Source organism: Dermacoccus sp. PE3 (genome assembly GCF_001021715.1).
Classification (GTDB): Bacteria; Actinomycetota; Actinomycetes; order Actinomycetales; family Dermatophilaceae; genus Dermacoccus; species Dermacoccus abyssi.
On the sequence record NZ_LDCM01000001.1, the window covers coordinates 294,463 to 314,732 of the forward strand.

Below are 20,270 nucleotides of genomic sequence, written 5' to 3' on the forward strand. Positions count from 1 at the left end.
CGAGTCCGAGGACCCACGGCGACGTTCGGCAGGAAGGAGGTTCGAGCCTCAGCGCGCCGGCTCGGCGACGTCGTCGTCGAGGTCGACGATGCCCGGCAGCGCGTTGGGGTCGTCCCGCACCTCCTTGGGGTTGGTCTCGGGTAGGAGGAACGCCCCGATGGCGGTGAGTACGCCGAGGAGCACCATGTAGGCCGCGATGCCGTTCGTGCTGCCGGTCTTCTCGATGACCGTGGCCATGATCATCGGCGTCGGACCGGCCAGCGCGATCGCGGACAGCTGGTAGGCCAGCGACATGCCCGAGTAGCGCATCTTGGGGTGGAAGATCTCACCGAGGTACGCAGCCAGCGGTCCGTAGATCGACGATTGGAAGAAGCTCGTGATGAACGAACCGACGGCGAACAACGCGAGGCTCTTCGTGTTCATGAGCGCGAAATACGGGAAGATCGACAGCGCCAGACCGATGCCGGACCACAACACGACGGGCTTGCGGCCGACCCTGTCCGACAGAGCACCCGAGAACAGGATGACCGGGATGTTGAACAACGAGATGACGAGCATGATCGCCAGCAGCGAGTCACGCGACATGCCCAGGTCGCTGGAGGCATAGCTCAACGAACCGACGATGCCGACGTAGAACATCGCGTTCGTGCCGCCCATCATGAGGCAGCCGAGCAGGATGCGCTTCCAGCCCTTCTTGACCACCTCGAACACCGGTGCCTGCTTGCCGACCTGAGCAGCGCGCTTGGCTGCGCGCTCCTGGAGCACCTTGAACTCGGCCGAGTCCTCGACCCGCTTGTGGATGAACAGGCCCAGCGGGAACAGCACGGCGCTGAGGAGGAACGGGATGCGCCAGCCCCAGTCGAGGAAGGCCTTGGTCGAGACGAAGTGCGAGACCGTGAGGAAGGCGAGGTTGCCCAGGATGACGCCGATCGGCACACCCATCTGCCCGAAGGTTCCCGCGTAGCCGCGCTTCTTCGGGCCTTCGGATTCGGTGAGCAGCAGGATGATGCCGCCCCACTGACCACCCGCCGCGAGGCCCTGCACGAAGCGCAGGAGCACGAGGAGGATCGGCGCCGCGACACCGATCGTCGCGGCGGCCGGCAGGAGGCCGATGCCGAACGTCGCGATTCCCATGGCGAAGATGCAGAAGACGACGACGGGCTTGCGCCCGATCTTGTCGCCGTAGTGCCCAGCGAGGATGCCTCCGAGCGGGCGGGCGAGGAAGGCCGCCCAGAAGGTGCCGAAGGAGAGCAGCGTACCCGTCAGGGCCGAGCTGTCCGGGAAGAAGATGTGCGGGAAGACGAGTGCGGCGGCGGTACCGAAGATGAAGAAGTCGTACCACTCGATCGAACTGCTCAGCAGACTCGAGATGAGCAGTTGGCGACGCCGTTTCGCAGGGATGGCTTGGACGGCGTCGCTCACGGCTGCCGAGGTGTCGGCCATGGGAACTCCTTCAATGACGTTGAGGCGCGGGGCGATTCGAGCGCGAGCGGAGTCGCCCGGGCGTTCAACCAATGTGTCCTGTGCCACATTGCAGGGTCAATAGTCGTTGCCGATTTGTTACTAACTGACCAACTGTCAATAGCGGGTGCGCGGCGGCGGCTCGGGCCGGGCGCGCTCGCCCATCCAAGGCCGGAATGGCCCCGCGCCCCTCGTCGTTAGGCTGAGAGAACCCAGACATCCGGCGAAAGGGCCATCACGTGCCGAACGGCGCACTCATCGTCCAGAGTGACCGCACGATCCTGCTCGAAGTCGACCACGAGAATGCCGAGGCGGCCCGCCGGGCCATTGCGCCGTTCGCCGAGTTGGAGCGCGCGCCGGAGCACGTGCACACCTACCGCGTCACGCCGCTCGGCCTCTGGAACGCTCGCGCTGCCGGCCTCGACGCCGAAACCGTCGTCGACGCGCTCATCACACACAGCCGTTTCCCCGTGCCGCAGTCCCTCCTGCTCGACGTGGCCGAGACGATGGATCGCTACGGGCGCCTCGTGCTCGAGAAGGACGGCGAACAGCTCGTCCTGCACTCCACGGACAAGCCCGTGCTCGAAGAGGTGCTGCGCCACAAGAAGATCAAGCCCCTCGTCGGCGAACGCCTCGACGAGCTGACGGTCGTCGTCCACCCGAGCGAGCGAGGCGCGATCAAGCAGGAGCTCATCAAGGTCGGCTGGCCCGCGGAGGACCGCGCGGGCTTCGTCGATGGCGAGGCCCACCCGATCGAGCTCGACACCTCCGGCTGGCAGCTGCGTCCCTACCAGGCGCAGGCCGTGGACGGCTTCTGGGACGGCGGCAGCGGCGTAGTCGTCCTGCCGTGCGGTGCCGGCAAGACGCTCGTCGGCGCGGGCGCGATGGCGAAGGCCAAGGCGACGACGCTCATCCTGGTGACGAACACCGTCAGCGCCCGCCAGTGGCGCGACGAACTCCTCAAGCGCACCTCGCTCACCGAGGACGAGATCGGCGAGTACTCCGGTGCGCGCAAGGAGATCCGCCCGGTGACGATCGCGACGTACCAGGTGCTCACGCTCAAGCGGAAGGGCGTCTACCCGCACCTCGAACTGCTCGACGCGCGCGACTGGGGCCTCGTGGTCTACGACGAGGTTCACCTGCTGCCCGCGCCGATCTTCCGCATGACGGCCGACCTCCAGGCCCGCCGCCGCCTCGGCCTGACGGCCACGCTCGTGCGCGAGGACAACCGTGAGGACGACGTGTTCTCCCTCATCGGCCCCAAGCGTTACGACGCGCCGTGGAAGGACATCGAGAGCCAGGGCTACATCGCGCCGGCCGACTGCGTGGAGGTGCGCGTCGGACTCTCCGACGCAGACCGCATGGCTTACGCGACGACGGAGCCCGACGAGCGTTACCGCTTCGCGTCCTGCGCGACGGTGAAGGACCCGGTGGTCGAGCGCATCGTCAAGCAGCACGAGGGCGCACCGACGCTCGTCATCGGGCAGTACCTCGACCAACTCGAGACGATCGCGAACCGTCTGGACGCCGACCTCATCACCGGCGAGACGTCCGTCGCGGTGCGCCAGAAGTTGTTCCAGCAGTTCCGCGACGGCGAGATCACGAAGCTCGTCGTCTCCAAGGTGGCGAACTTCTCGATCGATCTGCCGGAGGCGAGCGTCGCCGTGCAGATCTCCGGAACGTTCGGTTCACGTCAGGAGGAGGCCCAGCGCCTCGGGCGCGTGCTGCGACCGAAGGCGGACGGGCGCACGGCGCACTTCTATTCGATCGTCACGCGCGACACCGTGGATGCCGACTTCGCCGCCCACCGACAGCGCTTCCTCGCCGAGCAGGGCTACGCCTACCGCATCGTCGACGAGAGCGACATCTGAGGTCAGCTGCGCCAACGCGTTCGCCGCGCCTGCACGGTGTTGATGACCGTCAGGACGCTGACGCCGAAAGTGCAGGTTGTGCGCGATATTTCATGCACAACCTGCACTTTTCCGCATCACCTGACGGTGACGACGGGTTGTCCACAGGGTCTCTGCGGCGCCCACGTTCGTGCAGCCACAGTGGTGGCATGGACCTTCCGCCGGGCGCTCCCCTGACGACCGCCGCCCTCACTGCGCTGGGGTATGACGCCCACGCGCGCCGACGTCTCTGTTCCAGCGGGCAGCTGCGACGCATCACCCACGGCGTCTATGTCGTCGCCGAAGCTGCGCCTGCGACGTTCGCCGAACAGCGGAGGCAGTACCTCCAGCGGGCGGGCGCCCTCATGGCGGCACTCCCCGGCACGTATCTCGTCGGCCCGAGCGCCTGTCTGGCACACAGTCTCCCGCTGCTGAACCCACCGTCAGCCATTCATCTGTCCCGGGAGCGACAGCTCCACTCGAACCGAGCGGGCGTCGTTTCGCGTCGTCCGTGGCCGCATTCCGTCGAGCCGGTCGACGGCCTCATGACGCAGCAGGCGACGGCGGCCGTCATCGAGGTCGCGGCACTCGAGGGGACGTTGGCCGGTCTCGTTCCCGCCGACGTCGCCGCACGCCGCGGCCTCCTGCTCGACACCGATGCGCTCCTCGACGCCTGGGGCCGACGCAGGGGCAGCGCCCACGCCCGAGCGGCACTGGCCCTCGCGGACGGTCGACGCGAGTCGGTGCTCGAGACACGGGTCGCGTGGGCGGCTGCGCTCGAAGGCATCGCCCTCGACCCGCAACTGCGAGTCCTCGACGAACGCGGAGGGTTCGTCGCCCGAGCGGACTTCGTCGTGCGCGGGCATCGCGTCATCGTCGAGGTCGACGGGTTGGGCAAGTACCGTCACGACGGCGACCTACGGGCGGAGAAGCTTCGTCAGAGCGACCTGGAACGTCTCGGGTGGGTCGTCGTGAGGATCATGGCGAGAGACATCGACGCCAGCCGGGTGGGCGCGCTCCTGCGCGACGCCATCCGTCACGCCGACGCGCTCTTCGGCCCGTCAGCTGCCTGACGCCAAAAATGCAGGTTGTGCACGATATTTCATGCACAGACTGCACTTTTCCGCATCAACTGACGCAGGGGTCAGGCCGCTTCGGCGTTCCCTCGCCCACGACGCACGTACGCCCAACCCATGAAGCCGAGCACGATGCCGGCGACGCAGGTCCACGGCCACCAGTGCCGGTCGCCCTCGTGAAGGGCCGGCACGAGCAGCGTCACGACGAGCGCGAGCGCCCACACGGCGATGCCCCCGAGGATGACCCGGGCGGTGTCGAGGTGAAGCGGTTGCGGCTTCGGAATGACGGTGTCGCCGCCGGTGAAGAAACGCTCGTAGGGCGACTCCTCAGGCGGGGGCGCACCCTCCTGGGGCAGACGGACGCCGGCCTCGTACGACATGGAGACCTCGGCGCGCTCGCGCATCTCCCGCGCGCGCTCCACCGAACGGGGCGTCGCGCCGTCCGGGCGCGGTTCGCGCGCACGACGGGAGGGGTCTGGTGTCACGGCGTCCAGCCTAGTTCACGGCCTGGAGCGCCCACCCCTCGGCGCCGAACACGGGCACGCTCCCGCACGAAATACCATCAGTGCCATGTCGAGCACACCCATGACTGCCCAGCCCGGGGGCGCACCGTCCGGCGCACTGGACCGCTACTTCAAGATCACCGAGCGCGGTTCCACCGTCGGTCGCGAGATCCGCGGCGGTCTGGTCACGTTCTTCACGATGGCTTACATCATCGTGCTCAACCCGCTCATCATCGGCACCCAGGCCGACTCGACGGGTCACTACATCGGAGGCGGCACCGAGCCGAACCTCGCCGCCGTCGCCGCCGTGACGGCCCTCGTCGCCGGTCTCATGAGCATCCTCATGGGCAGCGTCGCCAAGTTCCCCATCGCCATCGCCACCGGCCTCGGCCTCAACGCGTTCCTCGCGTTCTCCGTCGCCAAGATCCCCGGCATGACGTGGAACGACGCGATGGGCCTCGTCGTCATCGAGGGATTCATCATCTTCCTGCTCGTCGTGAGCGGGTTCCGCAAGGCGCTGTTCGCCGCCATCCCCCGTTCGCTCAAGACCGCCATCTCGGTGGGTATCGGCCTGTTCATCTGCCTCGTCGCGCTTCACGACGCTGGCTTCAACTCCGCCGGTGGCGGCTTCCTCCAGCTCGGCCCGACGGGCAACCTGCAGGGCTGGCCGGTGCTCGTCTTCATCATCGGCGTGCTCCTCATCGCGGCGCTCATGGCGCGTCGTGTGCACGGTGCCATGCTCATCGGCATCATCGCCATGACGGCGCTGGCGCTCGTCATCGAGGGCGTCGCGGATCTGGGCGCGAAGGGTGAGAAGAACCCGACGGGCTGGTCGCTCACCATTCCGTCGATGCCGAAGGATCTGCTCACAGCCCCCGACTTCTCGATCATCGGCGACTTCTCCCTGACGGGTGCGTTCGCGAAGGTCGGCGCCATCTCCGCCATCCTCATCATCTTCACGCTCGTGCTCGGCGCGTTCTTCGACCTCATGGGAGCGATGTACGCGGTCGGCGCGGAAGGTGACCTGCTCGACGAGAACGGCGTTCCGGAGCACTCCGAGCGCATCATGGTGGTCGACTCGATCGCCGCGATGGCCGGTGGTGCGGGTTCGATCAGTTCGAACACGGCGTTCATCGAGTCGGCCTCGGGTGTGGGCGAGGGTGCCCGTACGGGTCTCGCATCCATCGTGACGGGCACGATGTTCCTGCTCGCGACGTTCCTGTCGCCGGTCGTCGGGATGGTGCCGTCGGAGGCTGCGGCCCCGGCGCTCGTCATCGTCGGTTACCTCATGATGACGCAGGCCACCGACATCGACTGGAAGAACATGGAGATTGGCCTGCCGGCCTTCCTCACGATGGCGCTCATGCCGTTCACGTACTCCATCGCGGTGGGTATCGGAGCAGGCTTCATCAGCTACGTGCTCATCAAGCTCGTCAAGGGCAAGCCGAAGGACGTGCACCCGCTCATGTACGTCGTGGCCGCGATGTTCGTCGTCTACTTCGCCATCGACCCGATCAAGCAGTTGCTCGGCGTGAGCTGAGCCTCCGGCCAGCAATCGGACCCGCGACCTCAAGCTAGGAGGTCGCGGGTTCGATACGTCCGGGACGCGCACCCACCTGTTCTCTGCCGAGGTTACTGACCGCCACCCCCAGGACGGTGGCCTGCAAGCGCTCGACGGCCGCGAGCCGCACTCCTCGTGCCGTGGCATCGTCGTCGAGCGCCGTGACGACATCGACCGGTCGCGCGCTTCGCGCCACTTCGGCGCGCACGGCAGCGGCCACCTGCTTCGCCCACGGTCCGGTCACGACGACCTTCGACGGATCAGCCCACCCGACGAGCGAGGCCACCACGGCCGACACAGCCACTGCGAGTGCCTGACGCACCGAGTCATCCGATGCCGTCACCTCGAGCAGACGCTCCACATCGACAGCGCTCGAACCAGGCTGACGCAGCCCGAGCCGCGCGAACACCTCGGTGAAGGGGATCGCCGTGCCGTCCGGCCCCGGGACGACGATGTGCCCGATCTCCCCGGCGAGACCGCGACCGCCTCGCAACACACGGCCGTCCTCGATGATCGCGGCGCCCAGCCCCTCACCGAGATGGATGAGTCCAACACACCTTTCCTCGACGAGCGTGTTCGCGGCCCAGTTGACGTCGTTGTCGACGATGACGTCGTCACACAGGTCAGCCAGCGCCGCGCGAGCGTCGAGTTCGCCGACAAGGAACGGCTCGTCGGGTAGCTGCACCGCCCGCCCCGTGTGCCGGTCGACAGGATCAGCCACCGAGACGGCAGCGCACCGCACGGGTACGAGGCCGTCTCGCGAAACTCGGGCCAAGACCGCCTTGGCCACTCGAGTCAGTCGCTGCTCGTGTGGGCCGTCGACGGAGCGTGCACGGGCAATTTCGTCACCGTGGATGTCGACCACGACACCGCTGACCCCGACCGGCGCCACGACGAGCGCGAGCGCCACCCCCACCTGCGGCGCGAGACGCACGATCGCCGTCGACCGTCCGCGCCCGGACGTGCGTTCCCCCGTTTCCTCGACCAGGCCCGCAGCGACGAGACGTGACACCGACGTCGCGGCGGTGGGGCGTGAGAGGCCCGCGGATTCGGCCAGCGACGCACGCGTCGCCTCCCGCTCGTGCACCAACACCGTGAGCACTCGACGATCGGTCGACGCTCGGACGAGGTGGGAGGTGGTGTCAGTCACCCCTGAATCGTAAACCCTCTTTACAAAAGCGAGGGGGCGCCTTAGATTGACGACACCTAGTTTGTAAACCTCCTTTACGAAAGGATCGCCGTGACGATGTCGCCTGCCCCCGAGGCCAGGGAGCTTCCCCACTGGCAGTCCACGCCCGACGACCTGCGTGGAGCGATCAAAGAGATCAAGGCCGCACTGCGCGCCCGCGTCGAGGCGTCGGGACGCACGGTCGAAGAGGTCTTCGAGGTCGTCGAGAAGCGCGTCGCGGACCAGGTCGAAGAACTCAAGGAGATGAAGGCACGCGGTGAGAACCCCTGGCCGGTCGTGCGGTACGAAGACCTCCTCGACGATTCGAAGCGCGACACCCTGCGCGAGCAGATCCGCCGCCGCGGGTGCGCCGTGATCAAGGGGCACTTCCCCCGCGAACAGGCCCTGGAGTGGGATGCCCAGATCGTCGACTACGTCGAGAAGAACGCCTTCTTCGAGAACTACCGCGGCCCCGGCGACGACTTCTTCGGCACCGTCGGTTCGAAGCCTGAGATCTACCCGATCTACTGGAGCAAGCCGCAGATGCAAGCCCGCCAGAGCGAACGGATGGCAACCGTCCAAGCCTTCCTCAACAGCGTCTGGACCAGCGAGTCCGACGGGCAGCAGTGGTTCGACCCGAACCGCGATTCGCTCTACCCGGACCGCATCCGCCGTCGCCCTCCGGGCGCGGACTCCGCCGGCCTCGGAGCACACCTCGACCCGGGAACGCTCGACCTGTGGATGACCGAGGAGTACCAGAGGCACTTCGCGCCACTCTTCGACGGTCGTCCCGAGGAATACGACCCCTGGGACGCCGCTCACCGCACGTCGGGCCCGCAGTACCCCGGTTCGACGATGTGCTCGGCCTTCCGCACTTTCCAGGGCTGGACCGCGTTGTCGGACATGAAGAACGACCAGGGCGTCCTGCAGAGCGTGCCCATCCCCGAGGCGATGGCCTACCTCATGCTTCGACCGCTCGTCGAGGACGTACCTGACGACGACATGTGCGGCGTCACCGTCGGTCAGGTCTTCCCGTGCAACTGGAAGTGGCACCCTCACCTCATGGAGGCTCTGTCGGTCATCCCCGACGTCGAAGCCGGCGACTCGGTCTGGTGGCACTGCGACATGGTGCACGCCGTCGAGGACGTGACCAACCAGGAGGGCTGGGGCAACGTCATGTACATCCCCGCCGCCCCCTGGTGCCCGCGCAACGAGGCGTACAGCGCCAGTGTTCGCGAGGCCTTCGCAACGGGCGCCAGCCCGAGCGATTTCCCCGACGAGAACTACGAGGTCGACTGGGAGGGACGCTTCACCGAAGCAGACCTCAACGAGATCGGACGCCGCGGCCTCGGTCTCGCATGACGGCGCACTCCTGCGCGTGAAGGCCGTGGCTCATCGCACGTGAGCCACGGCCTTCACGCGCCGCGCGCGCACCGATGAGCGCGCCTTCCCTTTTGCCCGCCCAGCGGCAATGCTGGGGCCATGCCAGCACCAGCAACCACCGTCGTCCTGTTCGGCGCCACCGGCGACCTCGCTCGACGCAAGCTCCTTCCCGGGCTGCTCCACCTGTTCGCCAGCGACCTGTGTGACGACCTGCGCGTCGTCGGGACGTCGCTCGAGGATTTCGACACGGAGTCGTTCCGCGAGTTCGCGCGTACCGCCATCGCCGAGTTCTCCTCCCACCCGGTCACCGACCAGCAGTGGGACGACTTCGACGACCGCCTCACCTTCGTCCGCTCCGACGCAGGCCCGGACGCCCTGCGCAAGGCCGTCGAAGAGGCCGAGTCGCACTTCCCGCAGGGCAGCCAGCGCCTGCACTACCTCAGCGTCCCGCCGAAGGCCGCCCTCTCCGTCCTCGCCGAGCTGCACCAGGCGGGGCTCGTCGAACGCAGCCGCGTCATCATGGAGAAGCCCTTCGGCACCGACCTCGCGAGCGCGAAGAAGCTCAACGCCGCGGTCCACGAGTACTTCGACGAGAGCCAGATCTTCCGCATCGACCACTTCCTCGGCAAGGAGGCGGCGCTCAACATCCTGGCGTTCCGCTTCGCGAACGGCCTGTTCGAGCCGATCTGGCACCGCAACAACATCGACCACGTGCAGATCGACGTGCCCGAGACGCTCGGTCTCGAGACGCGCGCCGAGTTCTACGAGTCCACGGGCGCCTACCGCGACATGGTCGTCACGCACTTGTTCCAGGTGCTCGCGTTCACCGCGATGGAACCGCCGACGTCACTCGAGCCTGATGCCATCACCGAGGAGAAGAACAAGGTCTTCCGCTCGATGATGCCGCTCAACCCCGAGGACGTCGTGCGCGGGCAGTACCTCGGCTACCGCGACATGAAGGGCGTCGGCCCCGAGAGCGAGACCGAGACGTTCATCGCGCTCAAGTGCTACATCGACAACTGGCGTTGGGCCGGCGTGCCGTTCTACCTGCGCACCGGCAAGAAGATGGCCGAGGGCGCACGCATCATCTCGATCGCCTTCAAGGAGCCCCCGAAGTCGATGTTCCCGAGCGGATCGGGCGTCGGTCAGCACGGCCCCGACCACCTGACGTTCGACCTCGCCGACAAGGCCCGCATGTCGCTCAGCTTCTACGGCAAGCGCCCCGGGCCGGGCTTCCGCCTCGACAAGCTGTCGATGCAGTTCGCCATGGGCGACGCCGACTGGGCCGGAGGCGCACTCGAGGCCTACGAGCGTCTGATCTACGACGCCATCCGCGGCGACCACACCCTGTTCACGACGGCCGACGGCATCGAGCGCCTGTGGGAGGTCAGCCAACCGCTGCTCGACAACCCGCCGCCGGTGCGCCCGTACGACCCGGGCACCTACGGCCCCAACCAGATCCACCAGCTCATCGCACCGCGGGGCTGGCGCCTGCCGTTCGAGCGCAAGTGGCGCGAGCCCACCGTCTGACGCACCGTGCGAGCATGACGAAGGCCGCTCACCTCACGAGGTGAGCGGCCTTCGTCATGGGCCGGGTTCTCGTACACAAGAAGGGAAGAAACCTTCCCGTAGTGTGCGTAAGCGACGGCCTTGGGCACCACAAGGGAAGAAATCCTCCCTCGATGCCACGAGGCGGGCTCAGGCCTGCGGCGACTCGCTCTCGTTCGCCTTGTCGCTCGTCGCAGCCGAGGTGTCGGTCTCGGCGTTCTCGACCTCGAGGTCGGCGTCGAACTCGTCGAGCACCGGAGCGTCCTGGTGGTCGTGGGCCTCGGGGGCTTGCATCTCCACCTCGGAGTGCGCACCGCAGCCGAAGTCGAGCGCAACGACCTTGCCGTCGGCGGGCGACCAGTCGTTGGCGCAGACGCCGAACTGCTGACGCAGCACGCCCGCCATCGGCACGAAGTAGCCGCACGAACCGCACTGCGCGGGGGCCTTGCGGGCCACCTCGGCGCTCGGGCCGTGATCGCCGTCGTACCAACGCTGCGCCGCTTCGTCACGGCCCTCGGCCGAGAGCACGCGCTTGCGGCCGAGGCCGAGCTCGAAGAAGGCGACCTGGTCGACGTCCTCGTCGCCGGTGGCCCCGAAGCCTGCCTCGAGGCGCGGGTCGTCCTCCTTGTAGGGAAGGACGTCACCAGCGCTGAGGTCGCCCGGCGCGAGGCGGTCGGCCCACGGCACCCACTCGGGCGCGAGCACCGACGTCGCGGACGGCATGAGGTTGGTCTCGCAGACCGTGGCCACCTTGGCGCGCGGCGCACGGGCCACCGTGACGGCCCAGCGCCAGTCGGGGTAGCCCTTGGCGTTGCTCGCGAAGTAGTGCGTTCCGAGACGCTCCGCGTCCATGACGAAGTCGACGTGCTCGCCGACGGCGCCCGGATCGGCGATGGCGGTGACGGCCTCGAGCGCGAGCTTCTGCGCCGCCTCGCTCGCGAGAACGGCGTCGTGCTTGACGGCCTTGGCGCGGCGAGCGCGCGTCGCACGAGGTGCCTCGGACGTCGGTGCGGTCACCTCGGCGTCGGCGGCGAAGTCCTCGACGCGCTCCGGTTCGGCCACTGCGGGTTCAGTCATGGGTCTCAGACCTCGAGGTCGTCGGCAACGGCGCGCAGCACCGCCGCGATCTTGTTCGAATGGGACCGGTCGGGGTAGCGCCCCTTCTGCAGACCGGAGGACAGGTCGTCGAGCAGACGGATCACGTCTTCGACGATAACGCTCATCTGCTCGGCGGGCTTGCGCTTGCGCTCGGCGATGGACTGCATCTTGTCGAGCACCTCGACGTGCATGGCCTGAGCGCCCTTGCGGCCCTGGGCAACGCTGTACTCGACGCGCGTGCCGCCACGCAGCTGGGTGACGCCCGCTGGGAGCGCGCTAGCGGGCAGGAAGACGTCGTCGCCGTCGTCGCCGGAGACGAAGCCGAAACCCTTTTCGGCGTTGAAGAACCTGACCTTGCCGACCGGCACGTCACACCTCGTTCGAATTGCCGGGCGCCGGACGACGAGCCGTCCCGCACCCCCGCGTGCACATAACTTGCAAAGTTTACCGGCGCGCGCCGGGCTCCAGCGAATCGTCCGCCGGCGACGTGGGTTCCGCGCTGCGCGCTCCGCCGCGAAGGTCTCGCAGCACCTCGTCGCGCTCCGAGCGCGACACGTTCGTCGTCACGACCGGACGCTCCTGGCGCGCCTTCCACCACAGGAAGACACCGATGAGGAGGGAGCCGAACCCGCCGAGCAGAACGATGAGCGAGAGGATCGCCCAGATGACGACGCCGGTGATGACGAGGGCGCCCCGGTGGCCGTCGTTCGCGAGGTTGGTGATGAGCGCGATGCCGCCACCGATGAAGAGCGGCGCGACGATCCACAGCATCACGGCGCCGCGGATCATGTTCTTGCGCGCGTGGCGCCTCACCTCGTCCATGCGTTCACGGTACCGACGTGGGGCGCGGTAATCGAAACGCCCGCGGCACCCCACGATGCCCCGCGGCGCATTTTCTGCCGTAACGACCGGTGTCGGTGGTCGCCGCTAGGCTCCGGGCATGAGTTCGCCGCGTCGCATCAGTGCCTCCCAGGCTCGTCGCATCGCCCTTGCGGCGCAGGGTTTCGCGCGCCCGCGTCCTGACGCGGTCACCACCCGCCACCTGAGCGCGACCGCGGCGCGCCTGCAGGTCGTGCAGATCGACAGCGTCAACGTGCTCACGCGCAGCCACTACCTGCCGTTCTTCAGCCGTCTCGGCCCCTACGACCCGGCCGCCCTCGACGCTCTGCGCGATCGCGCGCCGCGCCGTCTCGTCGAGTACTGGGCGCACGAGGCCAGCCTCGTCTTCCCGCAGGTGTGGCCGCTGCTGCGTCACCGCATGGCGCGCGCTCACTCCGACGCGTGGGGCGGCATGCGTCGCGTCGCGGCGGACCACCCGGAGCTCGTGGAGCGCGTCTACGAGTACGTGACGACGCACGCTCCCGCCACGGCGAAGACGATCGAGGCGGAACTCGCGCACGACGAGGAACTCTCGCGCGAGCACTGGGGCTGGAACTGGTCCCTCATCAAGGCTGCGCTGGAGCACCTGTTCTGGGCCGGGCGCATCACGTCGGCAGGGCGCACCCGTCAGTTCGAGCGCCGGTACGCGAGCCTCGAGCGCGTCCTACCCCGTGAGATCGCCGCGAGCGCCGTCGCGGAGGATTTCTTCTCCCCCGAACCGCTTCTCGCCCCGCCGGCCGGCGACGATGTCGACTTCTTCGACGACGTCGTCGACCTCGTGCGCCGCAGCGCGATCGCGCACGGCGTGGGCACGGTGTTGTGCCTGCGCGACTACTTCCGACTCAAGACGGCACAGGTCGTGCCGGCCATCGACCATCTCGTGCGCGCCGGCGAACTCGAGCCCGTCGACGTCGAGTGCTTCGACAAGCCGGCGTGGCGCCACGTCGATGCGAAAACTCCGCGGCGCGTCGAGGCAGAGGCGCTCCTGTCGCCGTTCGACTCGCTCGTGTGGCAGCGCGAACGTACCGAGGCGCTGTGGAACTTCCGCTACCGGCTCGAGATCTACACACCCGCCGAGAAGCGTCAGTACGGCTACTACGTGCTGCCGTTCCTCTTCGGCGAGCACCTCGTGGCCCGTGTCGACCTCAAGGCGGACCGGGCCAACGGCGTCCTCCGGGCCCACGCGGTGCACTGGGAGCCGGGTGCGCTCACGCGCCACCCGGAAGCGGCCGGCGCCCTGGAGCGAGAACTCGCGACGATGGCCACCTGGCTCGACCTCCCGCGCGGATGGGCCGGACAGCTCGGGTCCTGAAGGCGCTGCGCCAACCCGCCTTTACCGTGCAGTGGCAGCGTCAGATGACGCTCTTGTCCGCCTTCCCGGGCCAGTGCTCGATGCGGAAGCTGTCGGCGTCGACGAGCACCTCGGCGGGCACGGCGTTCGGAATGTACTGACGCCGCGCGAGGTCGTTGCGCACGTTCGCCGACAGACGCGGTAGCGCGAGCGACATCACGCCGCCGTGGCTGATGACGAGCACGCTCTCGCCGCGGTACTGATCGGCGAGGTCCCGCAAGGCTTCTCGGTACCGGTTCACCACGTCGAGGCCCGATTCCCCTCCGGGAAAGGCGGCGTCGAGGTCACCGTCCATCCAGGCGGCGAGCACGCGCTGCATGCCGGCGTCACCGAACCGCTGACCGACGAGCTCCCCGACGCGGTACTCCTCGAAGCCGGGCAGGCTCGTCCAGTCGACGCCCAGCATCTCGGCGGCGACGCGGGCCGTCTCCTGCGCCCGGGCGACGTTGGAGCACACCACCGTCGCGATGTTCTCGGTCCGCAGGCTCTCCCCCAGCTCCCGCGCCTGCGAAAGGCCCAGCGGCGTGAGCCACCCGCCGGCCTCCGTGATGACACCGCGCGGAGTCTCGTAGGCAGCGTCACCGTGACGCGCGACGAAGAAGCGGGCCGGGCAGAACAGGTCGGACATGCGCTTCACGCTACCCGCGATGTCATGCGGTGTTTCCCCCGCGCTCACCGCTGTGGATGCCATGATCAAAACACTCACGACACCACGAGGGGGAGATCTCGATGAACACGCTCCGCTCTGGCAGCCACGGCCCTGATCGGCATGCTCGCTGTCACCGGCTGTTCGTCGGACGACAAGGAGAAGGCGAAGGACGCCGCGACGACGGCCAGCTAGGCCGCCTCCAGCGCGAGTTCCGCGGCCACGAGTGCCGGCGGCGACACGAGTGCCAACGCCGACGACCAGCTGGCCTCGGCGTCCAAAAGTCTCGAGTCGATGCAGTCGCAGGCCGGTGGCGACTGCAAGATCTCGGTCGACGGCAAGGAAGCCACGACCTCCGTAATCGGCATGAGCTGCGACGACGCGAAGGGCGTGTTGAACGCGTTCGGTGGCAAGAGCGACCAGGCCGCCAACGAATCGGTCGAGTACAAGGGTGAGAAGTACCAGTGCTCCACCGGCGAGTTCAACGGCAAGCGCGCCTCGTCGTGCACGAGTTCCTCGGGCAAGGCTTTCGCCGTCGCCAACTGACGAACGACGCCGCCCGACATGACGAAGGGCGGGTGAGGAGCCCCCTGGCCACCTCACCCGCCCTTCGCGCACCGGCTGCGCCGCACGGCTCCTTTCTCAGAACGACGCCGGTGCGTGAGGGCCGAACTCCTGCGGTCCGGCCTGCTCGCCGCGCTTGCGCTCGGCGGCTGCCTCGCCGTAGATCCGGGCGTACTTCGTACCCGCGGCGAGAAGAACGAGGCCCGCGGCCATGAAGGTGAACGCCTTCGTCATCGAGCCCATGTACTGCAGGTCGAAGATGAACAGCTTCACGAGCGCGCAGCCGACGAGCGCCAGACCCCAGCCCATCGACGCCGTCAGGTGACGCGGGCGGCTCAGACCGGACGTGAGGACGAGGGCCGCGAGCGCCAGCGACATCACCGTGATGGCGAGGTGCACGAGGAAGAAGCCTGTCGGTGCCTTACCGAAGACGATCAGCATCGCCATGGCCGTGCCGACGATCCCGGCGAAACCGCCGACGACGAGCAGGAACTGGGCATACGTCGCGTCGAGCTTGCGTCCACGCACGGCGGGAACCGTGAGGGCTGCGAAGGCAACGAACATCAGCCCGGTGACGAGCGTCTGCATCGTCATGTCGGTGACGCGGCTGCGGTAGAAGAAGTCCACGTACGCGGTGACCGTCCCCTGCGCCATGAATCCGAGGAAGAACGCGATGACCGCGCCACCTCCGACGATCGGACCGGGAACGCGAGCGTGCACGGCCATGAGCACGACGGCAATGACGAGGAACGGCATCGCGAACCAGTCGGCCTGGGCGGCAGAGACACCGGCGATGACGGCGCTGACACCGGCGAGCACGAGCGTCGCGATCCGAACGGTGGAACCGCTCGTCCGCAGGACGGCGAAGCCGCCGAGCGCCACGACGGCCATGATCGAGGCGACGAGGGCCGAACGCATTCCGGTTTCGAAGCCGGCGAAGACCCACAGCGGAATCCACGAGGCGGCCAGTGCCACCGGAGCGCCGATGGCGTCACGACGCGTGAGACCGGCCTGAACCGCGGTGAGCAGGCCGACGGCCGCGATCGTCGACGCACCGAAGACGAGCGTGCGGGTCGATGATGCCTCGAGCGCCACCCAGAACATGCCGGCGAACGACACGGGGATCGTGCGGGCGAGCGCCGTTTCGTCCCAGCCCTTGGTGATCTCGGGAATGGCACCGGCGATCTGGAGCACGGCGAGGAATCCGACCAACGTCGCCGTTATGCCGCCCGTGAGGTAGGGCGCAAGCGCCGCGACGCCGATCGTCACAGCGATGAAGAGCCACTTCTCGCCCCAGCGCAGAGCCTGGAAGCTAGCTGCCGCTGCGACGACGAGCGCGAGACCGAGGCCGGCCGTGAGCGGGATCCAGTCGTAGATGCGCGTCACGGCGACGACGTCGAAGAAGGCTCCGGCGACCGCAGTCGTGAGGAGAGCGACGGAACCGATGCGACCTCCCGGACGGGGCCGAACCCACTGCGCGGCAGCGGCGAGAGCACCGACGAGAACGGCGCCTCCACCGACACGGACCGGCGGGGTGAGGAAGCCCTCACGAGCGGCCATTGCGAGCAGAAGGACGACGCCGATGAGCGTCACTGCGATACCGGCGGCCGCGAGAAGCGCGGCCACCATCTGCTCGCGGCTGAAGCGCGGCTCACGCGGAGCCGGAGGAGTCGGCGTCTGATCGTAGGGCGGCCGGCCGGCGAAGCCGGCGCCACCGGGACCGCCGGGGGACATCGGACCGCCGGAGTGGCCGCCCTGGAACGGCGGGACGTACTGCTGAGCGCCCTGAGGCGGGATCGGGACGCTCCACGGACCCTGGCTTCCGCGTGCGGCAGCGTCCGCGTTGTTGCTGATGGGGGTCTGCGCGTGCTGCGGGTACTCGGTGTGCGACGGACGTGACGGCGCCGCCGCAACGTTCATGGGCTGCGGCGGCGGGAAGGACGTGGGGTGGTCGGGACGGGGGGCCTGGGGGGTGCCGTGCGGCTGCTGTGTGTTCATGCCTCAAGCCTCGCGACGACGGGGCTCGCGGGCCTGAGTAGTGCTACTCAGGTGGCCTGGGTGATCTGTGCACGCTCCCCCGAGTGAACAGCAGCGTCAGTCGAGCCCGTTCTCCAGCGCGAAACGGGTGAGCTCGACGCGGTTGCCCAGTTGCAGCTTCCGCAGCGTCGAGGCGATGTGGTTGTCGACGGTGCGGTGGCTCAGGCCGAGGCGGGTGGCGATCTGCTTCGATGCCAGGCCCTTGGCGACCATGCGCAGCACCTCCGTCTCGCGGGGTGTGAGCACGGCAGTGGGATCGGGGCTTTCCTCGCGCTCGCGTCCGCGCAGTTCGGCGAGGACGAGGCCGGCCAGTTCCGGGGTGAAAACGGCGCGTCCCTGCGCCGTGTCGTGGACGGCCGTGAGAAGTTCCTCAGCGCCGGCGCTCTTGAGGAGGTAACCGGACGCTCCGGCCCGGACGGCGTCGAGCACGTCCGTGCGCTCGGACGACGCAGACAGCACGAGGATCTTGACGTCGTCGAAAACCGTGCGAATGGCCGTCGTGGCATCGGTGCCGTTGCCGTCGGGCAGGTTCATGTCCATGAGGACGAGCTCGGGCGAGGTCGCCTTGGCACGATCCACAGCCTCACGCACGGAGCCGGCCGTCGCGACGACGTCGTAGCCGTGCTCGCGCAGGTCACGCGCGACGGCGTCGCGCCACATCGGGTGGTCGTCGACCACCATGAGTCGCGTGGTGGGGGCGGCACCGTCGGAAGTCATGGACCCATCCTCTCGCGCGGGCCATCGGCGATGTTTCTCAACGCTGCAGCGTGAACTCCCACTCGACACCCTCCCCCGGTGTCGCCTCGAGGTGGGCTCGGCCACCGATCGACTCGACGCGTCCGACGATCGACCGGCTCACACCCATTCGCCCCTGGGCCTTGGCTTCGGCCAGGCGGCCGTCAGGAATGCCGGGGCCGTCGTCGCGGACGGTGAGCGTCACCTCGTCGTCGAGGTCTTCGAGGAGGACGAAGGCCGTGGCGTGCTCCCCCGCGTGACGTTCGGTGTTGGCGAGCGCCTGCTTCGTCGCGGCGAGCAACTCCCCAGCTCGAGCGGCGTCGAGGAGCACGGGCGCCGAACCTGCCGAGACGCGAACGCGGTCATCGGCCAGTGCGAGGAGCTCACGGCGTAAGTCGACCGGTGCATCGTCCATCGATCCGCCGGACGGCTCGGAGGTCGTTCGAGCCGCTGCGATCGGCGCTTCGTCGACGTCGGCGATGAGGGTGCGCAGCGCCCGTTCCTGTTCGGTGGCCAACTGCCCGAGGGCCGCGCCCTCCGCACCGAACGACGGGCCCTTACGCCCCATGAGCGCGAGCACCTGGAGCACGCCGTCGTGCACCTCTCGCGCGAGCCGCTCTCGCTCGGCCGCACGGGCACGCAGCTCGAGAGCGGCGACGAGTTGAGCGTGTGAGCGTCGCGCACCGACACCCCCGACACCGGCTGCGATGCCGGAACTCACGAGAATCGGCATCGTCGGCGAACGCACCATCCACGACAGATCGTCGCCGATGTGAAGGCTTGCGAGGGAAATACCGACGCCGGCGAGGAAGCCCGCCGTCACGCCCCACTGCATGCCGGCGGCCAGCACGGCGTTCGTGGCCCACATCGTCGTCGGCAGGCTCTGGTTGTGGTCCCACCAGCTCGCGTCGGCGACGATCCACGTCGCGTACATGAGTCCGAGCGTCACGACGATGTCGCCGGCGACGAGCCAGGAACGCCACCGCGGGCGTGCGAACAGCGCGAGGGCCACGACACCCGACCAGATGCACTGCACGGCGATGAGCGCCGTCGCGAGGTGCGGGCGCGTGTAGTGATCGACGGCGCCCGTGTGGATGAAGAGCGAATACGCGAGGGTGAGCATCCGGAAGGCACCCTCGGTGGCCCACAGGTACTTCATCGGGTCGTCGGAGGCCGCCTGCTGGGCCTCGGCCTCGCTCGTCCGGCTCATCATCCGCAGCCGGGAAGCGGAAACGGGCGACGCCCCGAACCGCTGCTGCGATTCGGGGCGTCGTCTGGATCGGATCACTTGCGCTGCTCGGGGTACTCCACCCCGTAGCCCTGCTGACCAGGAGCCTGGAACGTGTTCGACTGGCCACCCTGCGTCGGGTACGGCATCTGCGACGGCGGCAGCTGCGGCTGCTCGTTGTACGGACGCTGCTGGCTCTGCGGGGCGTCGAACTGCACCGACGGAGCCTCCGCGTTCGTCATGTTGACCTGCGGCGCGCCCTTCGTGGCCTCGTCGGCCTCGTAGTACTCGGCCTTCGTCACACCGGCGGGGCCGGCCATGAACTTCGTCGGGATCGAGTCGACCTTCGAGTTCAGGTCACGCACGCAGGCGTTGTAGTAGCGACGCGCGGAGGCGATGCGGTCCTCGGTGGCCGACAGCTCGCCCATGAGCTGCTGGTAGTTCTGGTTGGCCTTGAGGTCCGGGTAGGCCTCGGAGACCGAGATGAGGCGACCGAGGGCCTGCGTCAGCTCGCCTTCCGCAGCGGCCGCGTCAGCGGCGTGGTCGGGCGAACCGTGCGTGTTGACGGCAGCGCCGCGAGCGCGGATGACGTCGTCGAGCGTCTTGGCCTCGTGCTGCGCGTAGCCCTTGACTGTCTCGACGAGGTTCGGGATGAGGTCGTGGCGGCGCGTCAGTTCGACATCGATCTGGTGCCACGCCTCCTGCACCGTGTTGCGCTGCTTGACGAGGCCGTTGTACATGACAACGGCAGCCACGGCGAGCGCGACGATGATGAGAAGAAGGATGATGACCCACGTCATGACAAGGCTCCAATTGAACGTGTGTGCCGGAGTATCAGCTTGGTTGGTTCGACCCTAGCCGAACAGTGCGCACCGATCACGCTGTGCGGGGCGGCCCGGTTCACCGACCGCGGCGCACCTTGAGCGCTTTGACGAGGTAGATCGTCGCCGCGAGGGCGACCAGACCCGTCATGAGGACGCCTGCGGCGGCGCCCAGACGCCCGGCGTTACCGCCCGATCCGTCGCCGTAGCCGTTGAGCACACCGGCGACGAAACCGTAGATCGACCACGCCCAGAACAGGACGGCGGCCACGGCCAGAAGGGGAACGGCGGCGGGATGCTTCATGGCGACGATCGTAGGGCG

The 20,270-nt window shown here is 68.2% G+C and carries 19 protein-coding genes; 7 read left to right on the forward strand and 12 right to left on the reverse strand.

Annotation, left to right across the window (positions count from 1 at the left end):
- Positions 1 to 48: 48 nt before the first annotated feature.
- On the reverse strand, positions 49 to 1,443 hold the full coding sequence (locus AA983_RS01385; protein ID WP_047310447.1) for an MFS transporter: 1,395 nt from the start codon (positions 1,441 to 1,443) through the stop codon (positions 49 to 51).
- Between the two features lie 257 nt (positions 1,444 to 1,700).
- Between AA983_RS01385 and AA983_RS01390 the strand changes: the two genes are divergently transcribed.
- Both AA983_RS01390 and AA983_RS14530 read left to right on the forward strand, forming a co-directional pair.
- Positions 1,701 to 3,332: a DNA repair helicase XPB gene (locus AA983_RS01390; RefSeq protein WP_047310448.1), complete on the forward strand. Its 1,632-nt coding sequence runs from the start codon at positions 1,701 to 1,703 to the stop codon at positions 3,330 to 3,332.
- A 188-nt stretch (positions 3,333 to 3,520) separates the two neighbouring features.
- Entirely contained in the window at positions 3,521 to 4,423 is a 903-nt protein-coding gene (locus AA983_RS14530; RefSeq protein ID WP_052946744.1) for an AbiEi antitoxin N-terminal domain-containing protein, read from the forward strand.
- Between the two features lie 71 nt (positions 4,424 to 4,494).
- Here AA983_RS14530 and AA983_RS01400 read toward each other — a convergent pair whose 3' ends face one another.
- Positions 4,495 to 4,911, reverse strand: a complete 417-nt coding sequence (locus tag AA983_RS01400) for a DUF2530 domain-containing protein (protein WP_231579496.1) — start codon at positions 4,909 to 4,911, stop codon at positions 4,495 to 4,497.
- 85 nt (positions 4,912 to 4,996) lie between these two features.
- On the opposite strand from AA983_RS01400, the gene AA983_RS01405 reads away from it, so the two are divergent.
- Positions 4,997 to 6,469 (forward strand): NCS2 family permease, encoded by a 1,473-nt coding sequence (locus tag AA983_RS01405; RefSeq protein ID WP_047310449.1) that lies wholly within the window; start codon positions 4,997 to 4,999, stop codon positions 6,467 to 6,469.
- 34 nt (positions 6,470 to 6,503) lie between these two features.
- Here the strand turns inward: AA983_RS01405 and AA983_RS01410 are convergent, their stop codons facing one another.
- On the reverse strand, positions 6,504 to 7,640 hold the full coding sequence (locus AA983_RS01410) for an ROK family transcriptional regulator (protein WP_047310450.1): 1,137 nt from the start codon (positions 7,638 to 7,640) through the stop codon (positions 6,504 to 6,506).
- 96 nt (positions 7,641 to 7,736) lie between these two features.
- Here AA983_RS01410 and AA983_RS01415 point away from each other — a divergent pair, with 96 nt between their 5' ends.
- Both AA983_RS01415 and zwf read left to right on the forward strand, forming a co-directional pair.
- Positions 7,737 to 9,020, forward strand: a complete 1,284-nt coding sequence (locus AA983_RS01415) for a DUF1479 domain-containing protein (RefSeq protein WP_047311076.1) — start codon at positions 7,737 to 7,739, stop codon at positions 9,018 to 9,020.
- Positions 9,021 to 9,140: 120 nt separating this feature from the next.
- Entirely contained in the window at positions 9,141 to 10,571 is a 1,431-nt protein-coding gene (zwf, locus tag AA983_RS01420; protein ID WP_047310451.1) for a glucose-6-phosphate dehydrogenase, read from the forward strand.
- Between the two features lie 168 nt (positions 10,572 to 10,739).
- Here the strand turns inward: zwf and AA983_RS01425 are convergent, their stop codons facing one another.
- The 3 genes from AA983_RS01425 to AA983_RS01435 all read right to left on the reverse strand — a co-directional run bounded on the left by AA983_RS01425 (position 10,740) and on the right by AA983_RS01435 (position 12,509).
- Positions 10,740 to 11,666, reverse strand: a complete 927-nt coding sequence (locus AA983_RS01425) for a DUF3027 domain-containing protein (protein ID WP_082128612.1) — start codon at positions 11,664 to 11,666, stop codon at positions 10,740 to 10,742.
- 5 nt (positions 11,667 to 11,671) lie between these two features.
- Positions 11,672 to 12,055 carry a cold-shock protein gene (locus tag AA983_RS01430; RefSeq protein WP_047310452.1) on the reverse strand — a complete coding sequence of 128 codons (384 nt, stop codon included), beginning with the start codon at positions 12,053 to 12,055 and terminating at the stop codon, positions 11,672 to 11,674.
- A gap of 76 nt (positions 12,056 to 12,131) precedes the next feature.
- Positions 12,132 to 12,509, reverse strand: a complete 378-nt coding sequence (locus tag AA983_RS01435) for a hypothetical protein (protein WP_047310453.1) — start codon at positions 12,507 to 12,509, stop codon at positions 12,132 to 12,134.
- A gap of 118 nt (positions 12,510 to 12,627) precedes the next feature.
- On the opposite strand from AA983_RS01435, the gene AA983_RS01440 reads away from it, so the two are divergent.
- Positions 12,628 to 13,878, forward strand: a complete 1,251-nt coding sequence (locus AA983_RS01440) for a winged helix-turn-helix domain-containing protein (protein ID WP_047310454.1) — start codon at positions 12,628 to 12,630, stop codon at positions 13,876 to 13,878.
- Between the two features lie 40 nt (positions 13,879 to 13,918).
- Here the strand turns inward: AA983_RS01440 and AA983_RS01445 are convergent, their stop codons facing one another.
- The gene (locus tag AA983_RS01445) at positions 13,919 to 14,545 is read right to left on the reverse strand and encodes a histidine phosphatase family protein (protein WP_129664191.1); all 627 of its coding nucleotides are present in this window, start codon (positions 14,543 to 14,545) and stop codon (positions 13,919 to 13,921) included.
- Positions 14,546 to 14,857: 312 nt separating this feature from the next.
- On the opposite strand from AA983_RS01445, the gene AA983_RS01450 reads away from it, so the two are divergent.
- A complete protein-coding gene (locus tag AA983_RS01450; protein WP_047310455.1) occupies positions 14,858 to 15,109 on the forward strand; it encodes a hypothetical protein in 252 nt (83 codons plus the stop codon).
- Positions 15,110 to 15,205: 96 nt separating this feature from the next.
- Here AA983_RS01450 and AA983_RS01455 read toward each other — a convergent pair whose 3' ends face one another.
- The 5 genes from AA983_RS01455 to AA983_RS01475 all read right to left on the reverse strand — a co-directional run bounded on the left by AA983_RS01455 (position 15,206) and on the right by AA983_RS01475 (position 20,252).
- Entirely contained in the window at positions 15,206 to 17,125 is a 1,920-nt protein-coding gene (locus tag AA983_RS01455) for a DUF2339 domain-containing protein (protein WP_047310456.1), read from the reverse strand.
- 96 nt (positions 17,126 to 17,221) lie between these two features.
- Positions 17,222 to 17,881: a response regulator transcription factor gene (locus tag AA983_RS01460; RefSeq protein ID WP_047310457.1), complete on the reverse strand. Its 660-nt coding sequence runs from the start codon at positions 17,879 to 17,881 to the stop codon at positions 17,222 to 17,224.
- A 37-nt stretch (positions 17,882 to 17,918) separates the two neighbouring features.
- Positions 17,919 to 19,109 carry a MacS family sensor histidine kinase gene (macS, locus tag AA983_RS01465; RefSeq protein WP_052946750.1) on the reverse strand — a complete coding sequence of 397 codons (1,191 nt, stop codon included), beginning with the start codon at positions 19,107 to 19,109 and terminating at the stop codon, positions 17,919 to 17,921.
- Positions 19,110 to 19,183: 74 nt separating this feature from the next.
- On the reverse strand, positions 19,184 to 19,927 hold the full coding sequence (locus AA983_RS01470; RefSeq protein ID WP_047310458.1) for a LemA family protein: 744 nt from the start codon (positions 19,925 to 19,927) through the stop codon (positions 19,184 to 19,186).
- 100 nt (positions 19,928 to 20,027) lie between these two features.
- A complete protein-coding gene (locus AA983_RS01475) occupies positions 20,028 to 20,252 on the reverse strand; it encodes a hypothetical protein (protein WP_047310459.1) in 225 nt (74 codons plus the stop codon).
- Positions 20,253 to 20,270 lie beyond the last annotated feature (18 nt).

Bases quoted from the DNA above. Each gene is read 5' to 3' on its own strand.
- AA983_RS01460 (WP_047310457.1), bottom strand. From the start codon at position 17,881: ATGACTTCCGACGGTGCCGCCCCCACCACGCGACTCATGGTGGTCGAC.
- AA983_RS01475 (WP_047310459.1), bottom strand. From the start codon at position 20,252: ATGAAGCATCCCGCCGCCGTTCCCCTTCTGGCCGTGGCCGCCGTCCTG.
- AA983_RS01455 (WP_047310456.1), bottom strand. From the start codon at position 17,125: ATGAACACACAGCAGCCGCACGGCACCCCCCAGGCCCCCCGTCCCGAC.
- AA983_RS01450 (WP_047310455.1), top strand. From the start codon at position 14,858: ATGCAGTCGCAGGCCGGTGGCGACTGCAAGATCTCGGTCGACGGCAAG.
- AA983_RS01435 (WP_047310453.1), bottom strand. From the start codon at position 12,509: ATGGACGAGGTGAGGCGCCACGCGCGCAAGAACATGATCCGCGGCGCC.
- AA983_RS14530 (WP_052946744.1), top strand. From the start codon at position 3,521: ATGGACCTTCCGCCGGGCGCTCCCCTGACGACCGCCGCCCTCACTGCG.
- AA983_RS01405 (WP_047310449.1), top strand. From the start codon at position 4,997: ATGTCGAGCACACCCATGACTGCCCAGCCCGGGGGCGCACCGTCCGGC.
- AA983_RS01425 (WP_082128612.1), bottom strand. From the start codon at position 11,666: ATGACTGAACCCGCAGTGGCCGAACCGGAGCGCGTCGAGGACTTCGCC.
- AA983_RS01440 (WP_047310454.1), top strand. From the start codon at position 12,628: ATGAGTTCGCCGCGTCGCATCAGTGCCTCCCAGGCTCGTCGCATCGCC.
- macS (WP_052946750.1), bottom strand. From the start codon at position 19,109: ATGAGCCGGACGAGCGAGGCCGAGGCCCAGCAGGCGGCCTCCGACGAC.
- AA983_RS01415 (WP_047311076.1), top strand. From the start codon at position 7,737: ATGTCGCCTGCCCCCGAGGCCAGGGAGCTTCCCCACTGGCAGTCCACG.
- AA983_RS01385 (WP_047310447.1), bottom strand. From the start codon at position 1,443: ATGGCCGACACCTCGGCAGCCGTGAGCGACGCCGTCCAAGCCATCCCT.
- AA983_RS01445 (WP_129664191.1), bottom strand. From the start codon at position 14,545: ATGTCCGACCTGTTCTGCCCGGCCCGCTTCTTCGTCGCGCGTCACGGT.
- AA983_RS01470 (WP_047310458.1), bottom strand. From the start codon at position 19,927: ATGACGTGGGTCATCATCCTTCTTCTCATCATCGTCGCGCTCGCCGTG.
- zwf (WP_047310451.1), top strand. From the start codon at position 9,141: ATGCCAGCACCAGCAACCACCGTCGTCCTGTTCGGCGCCACCGGCGAC.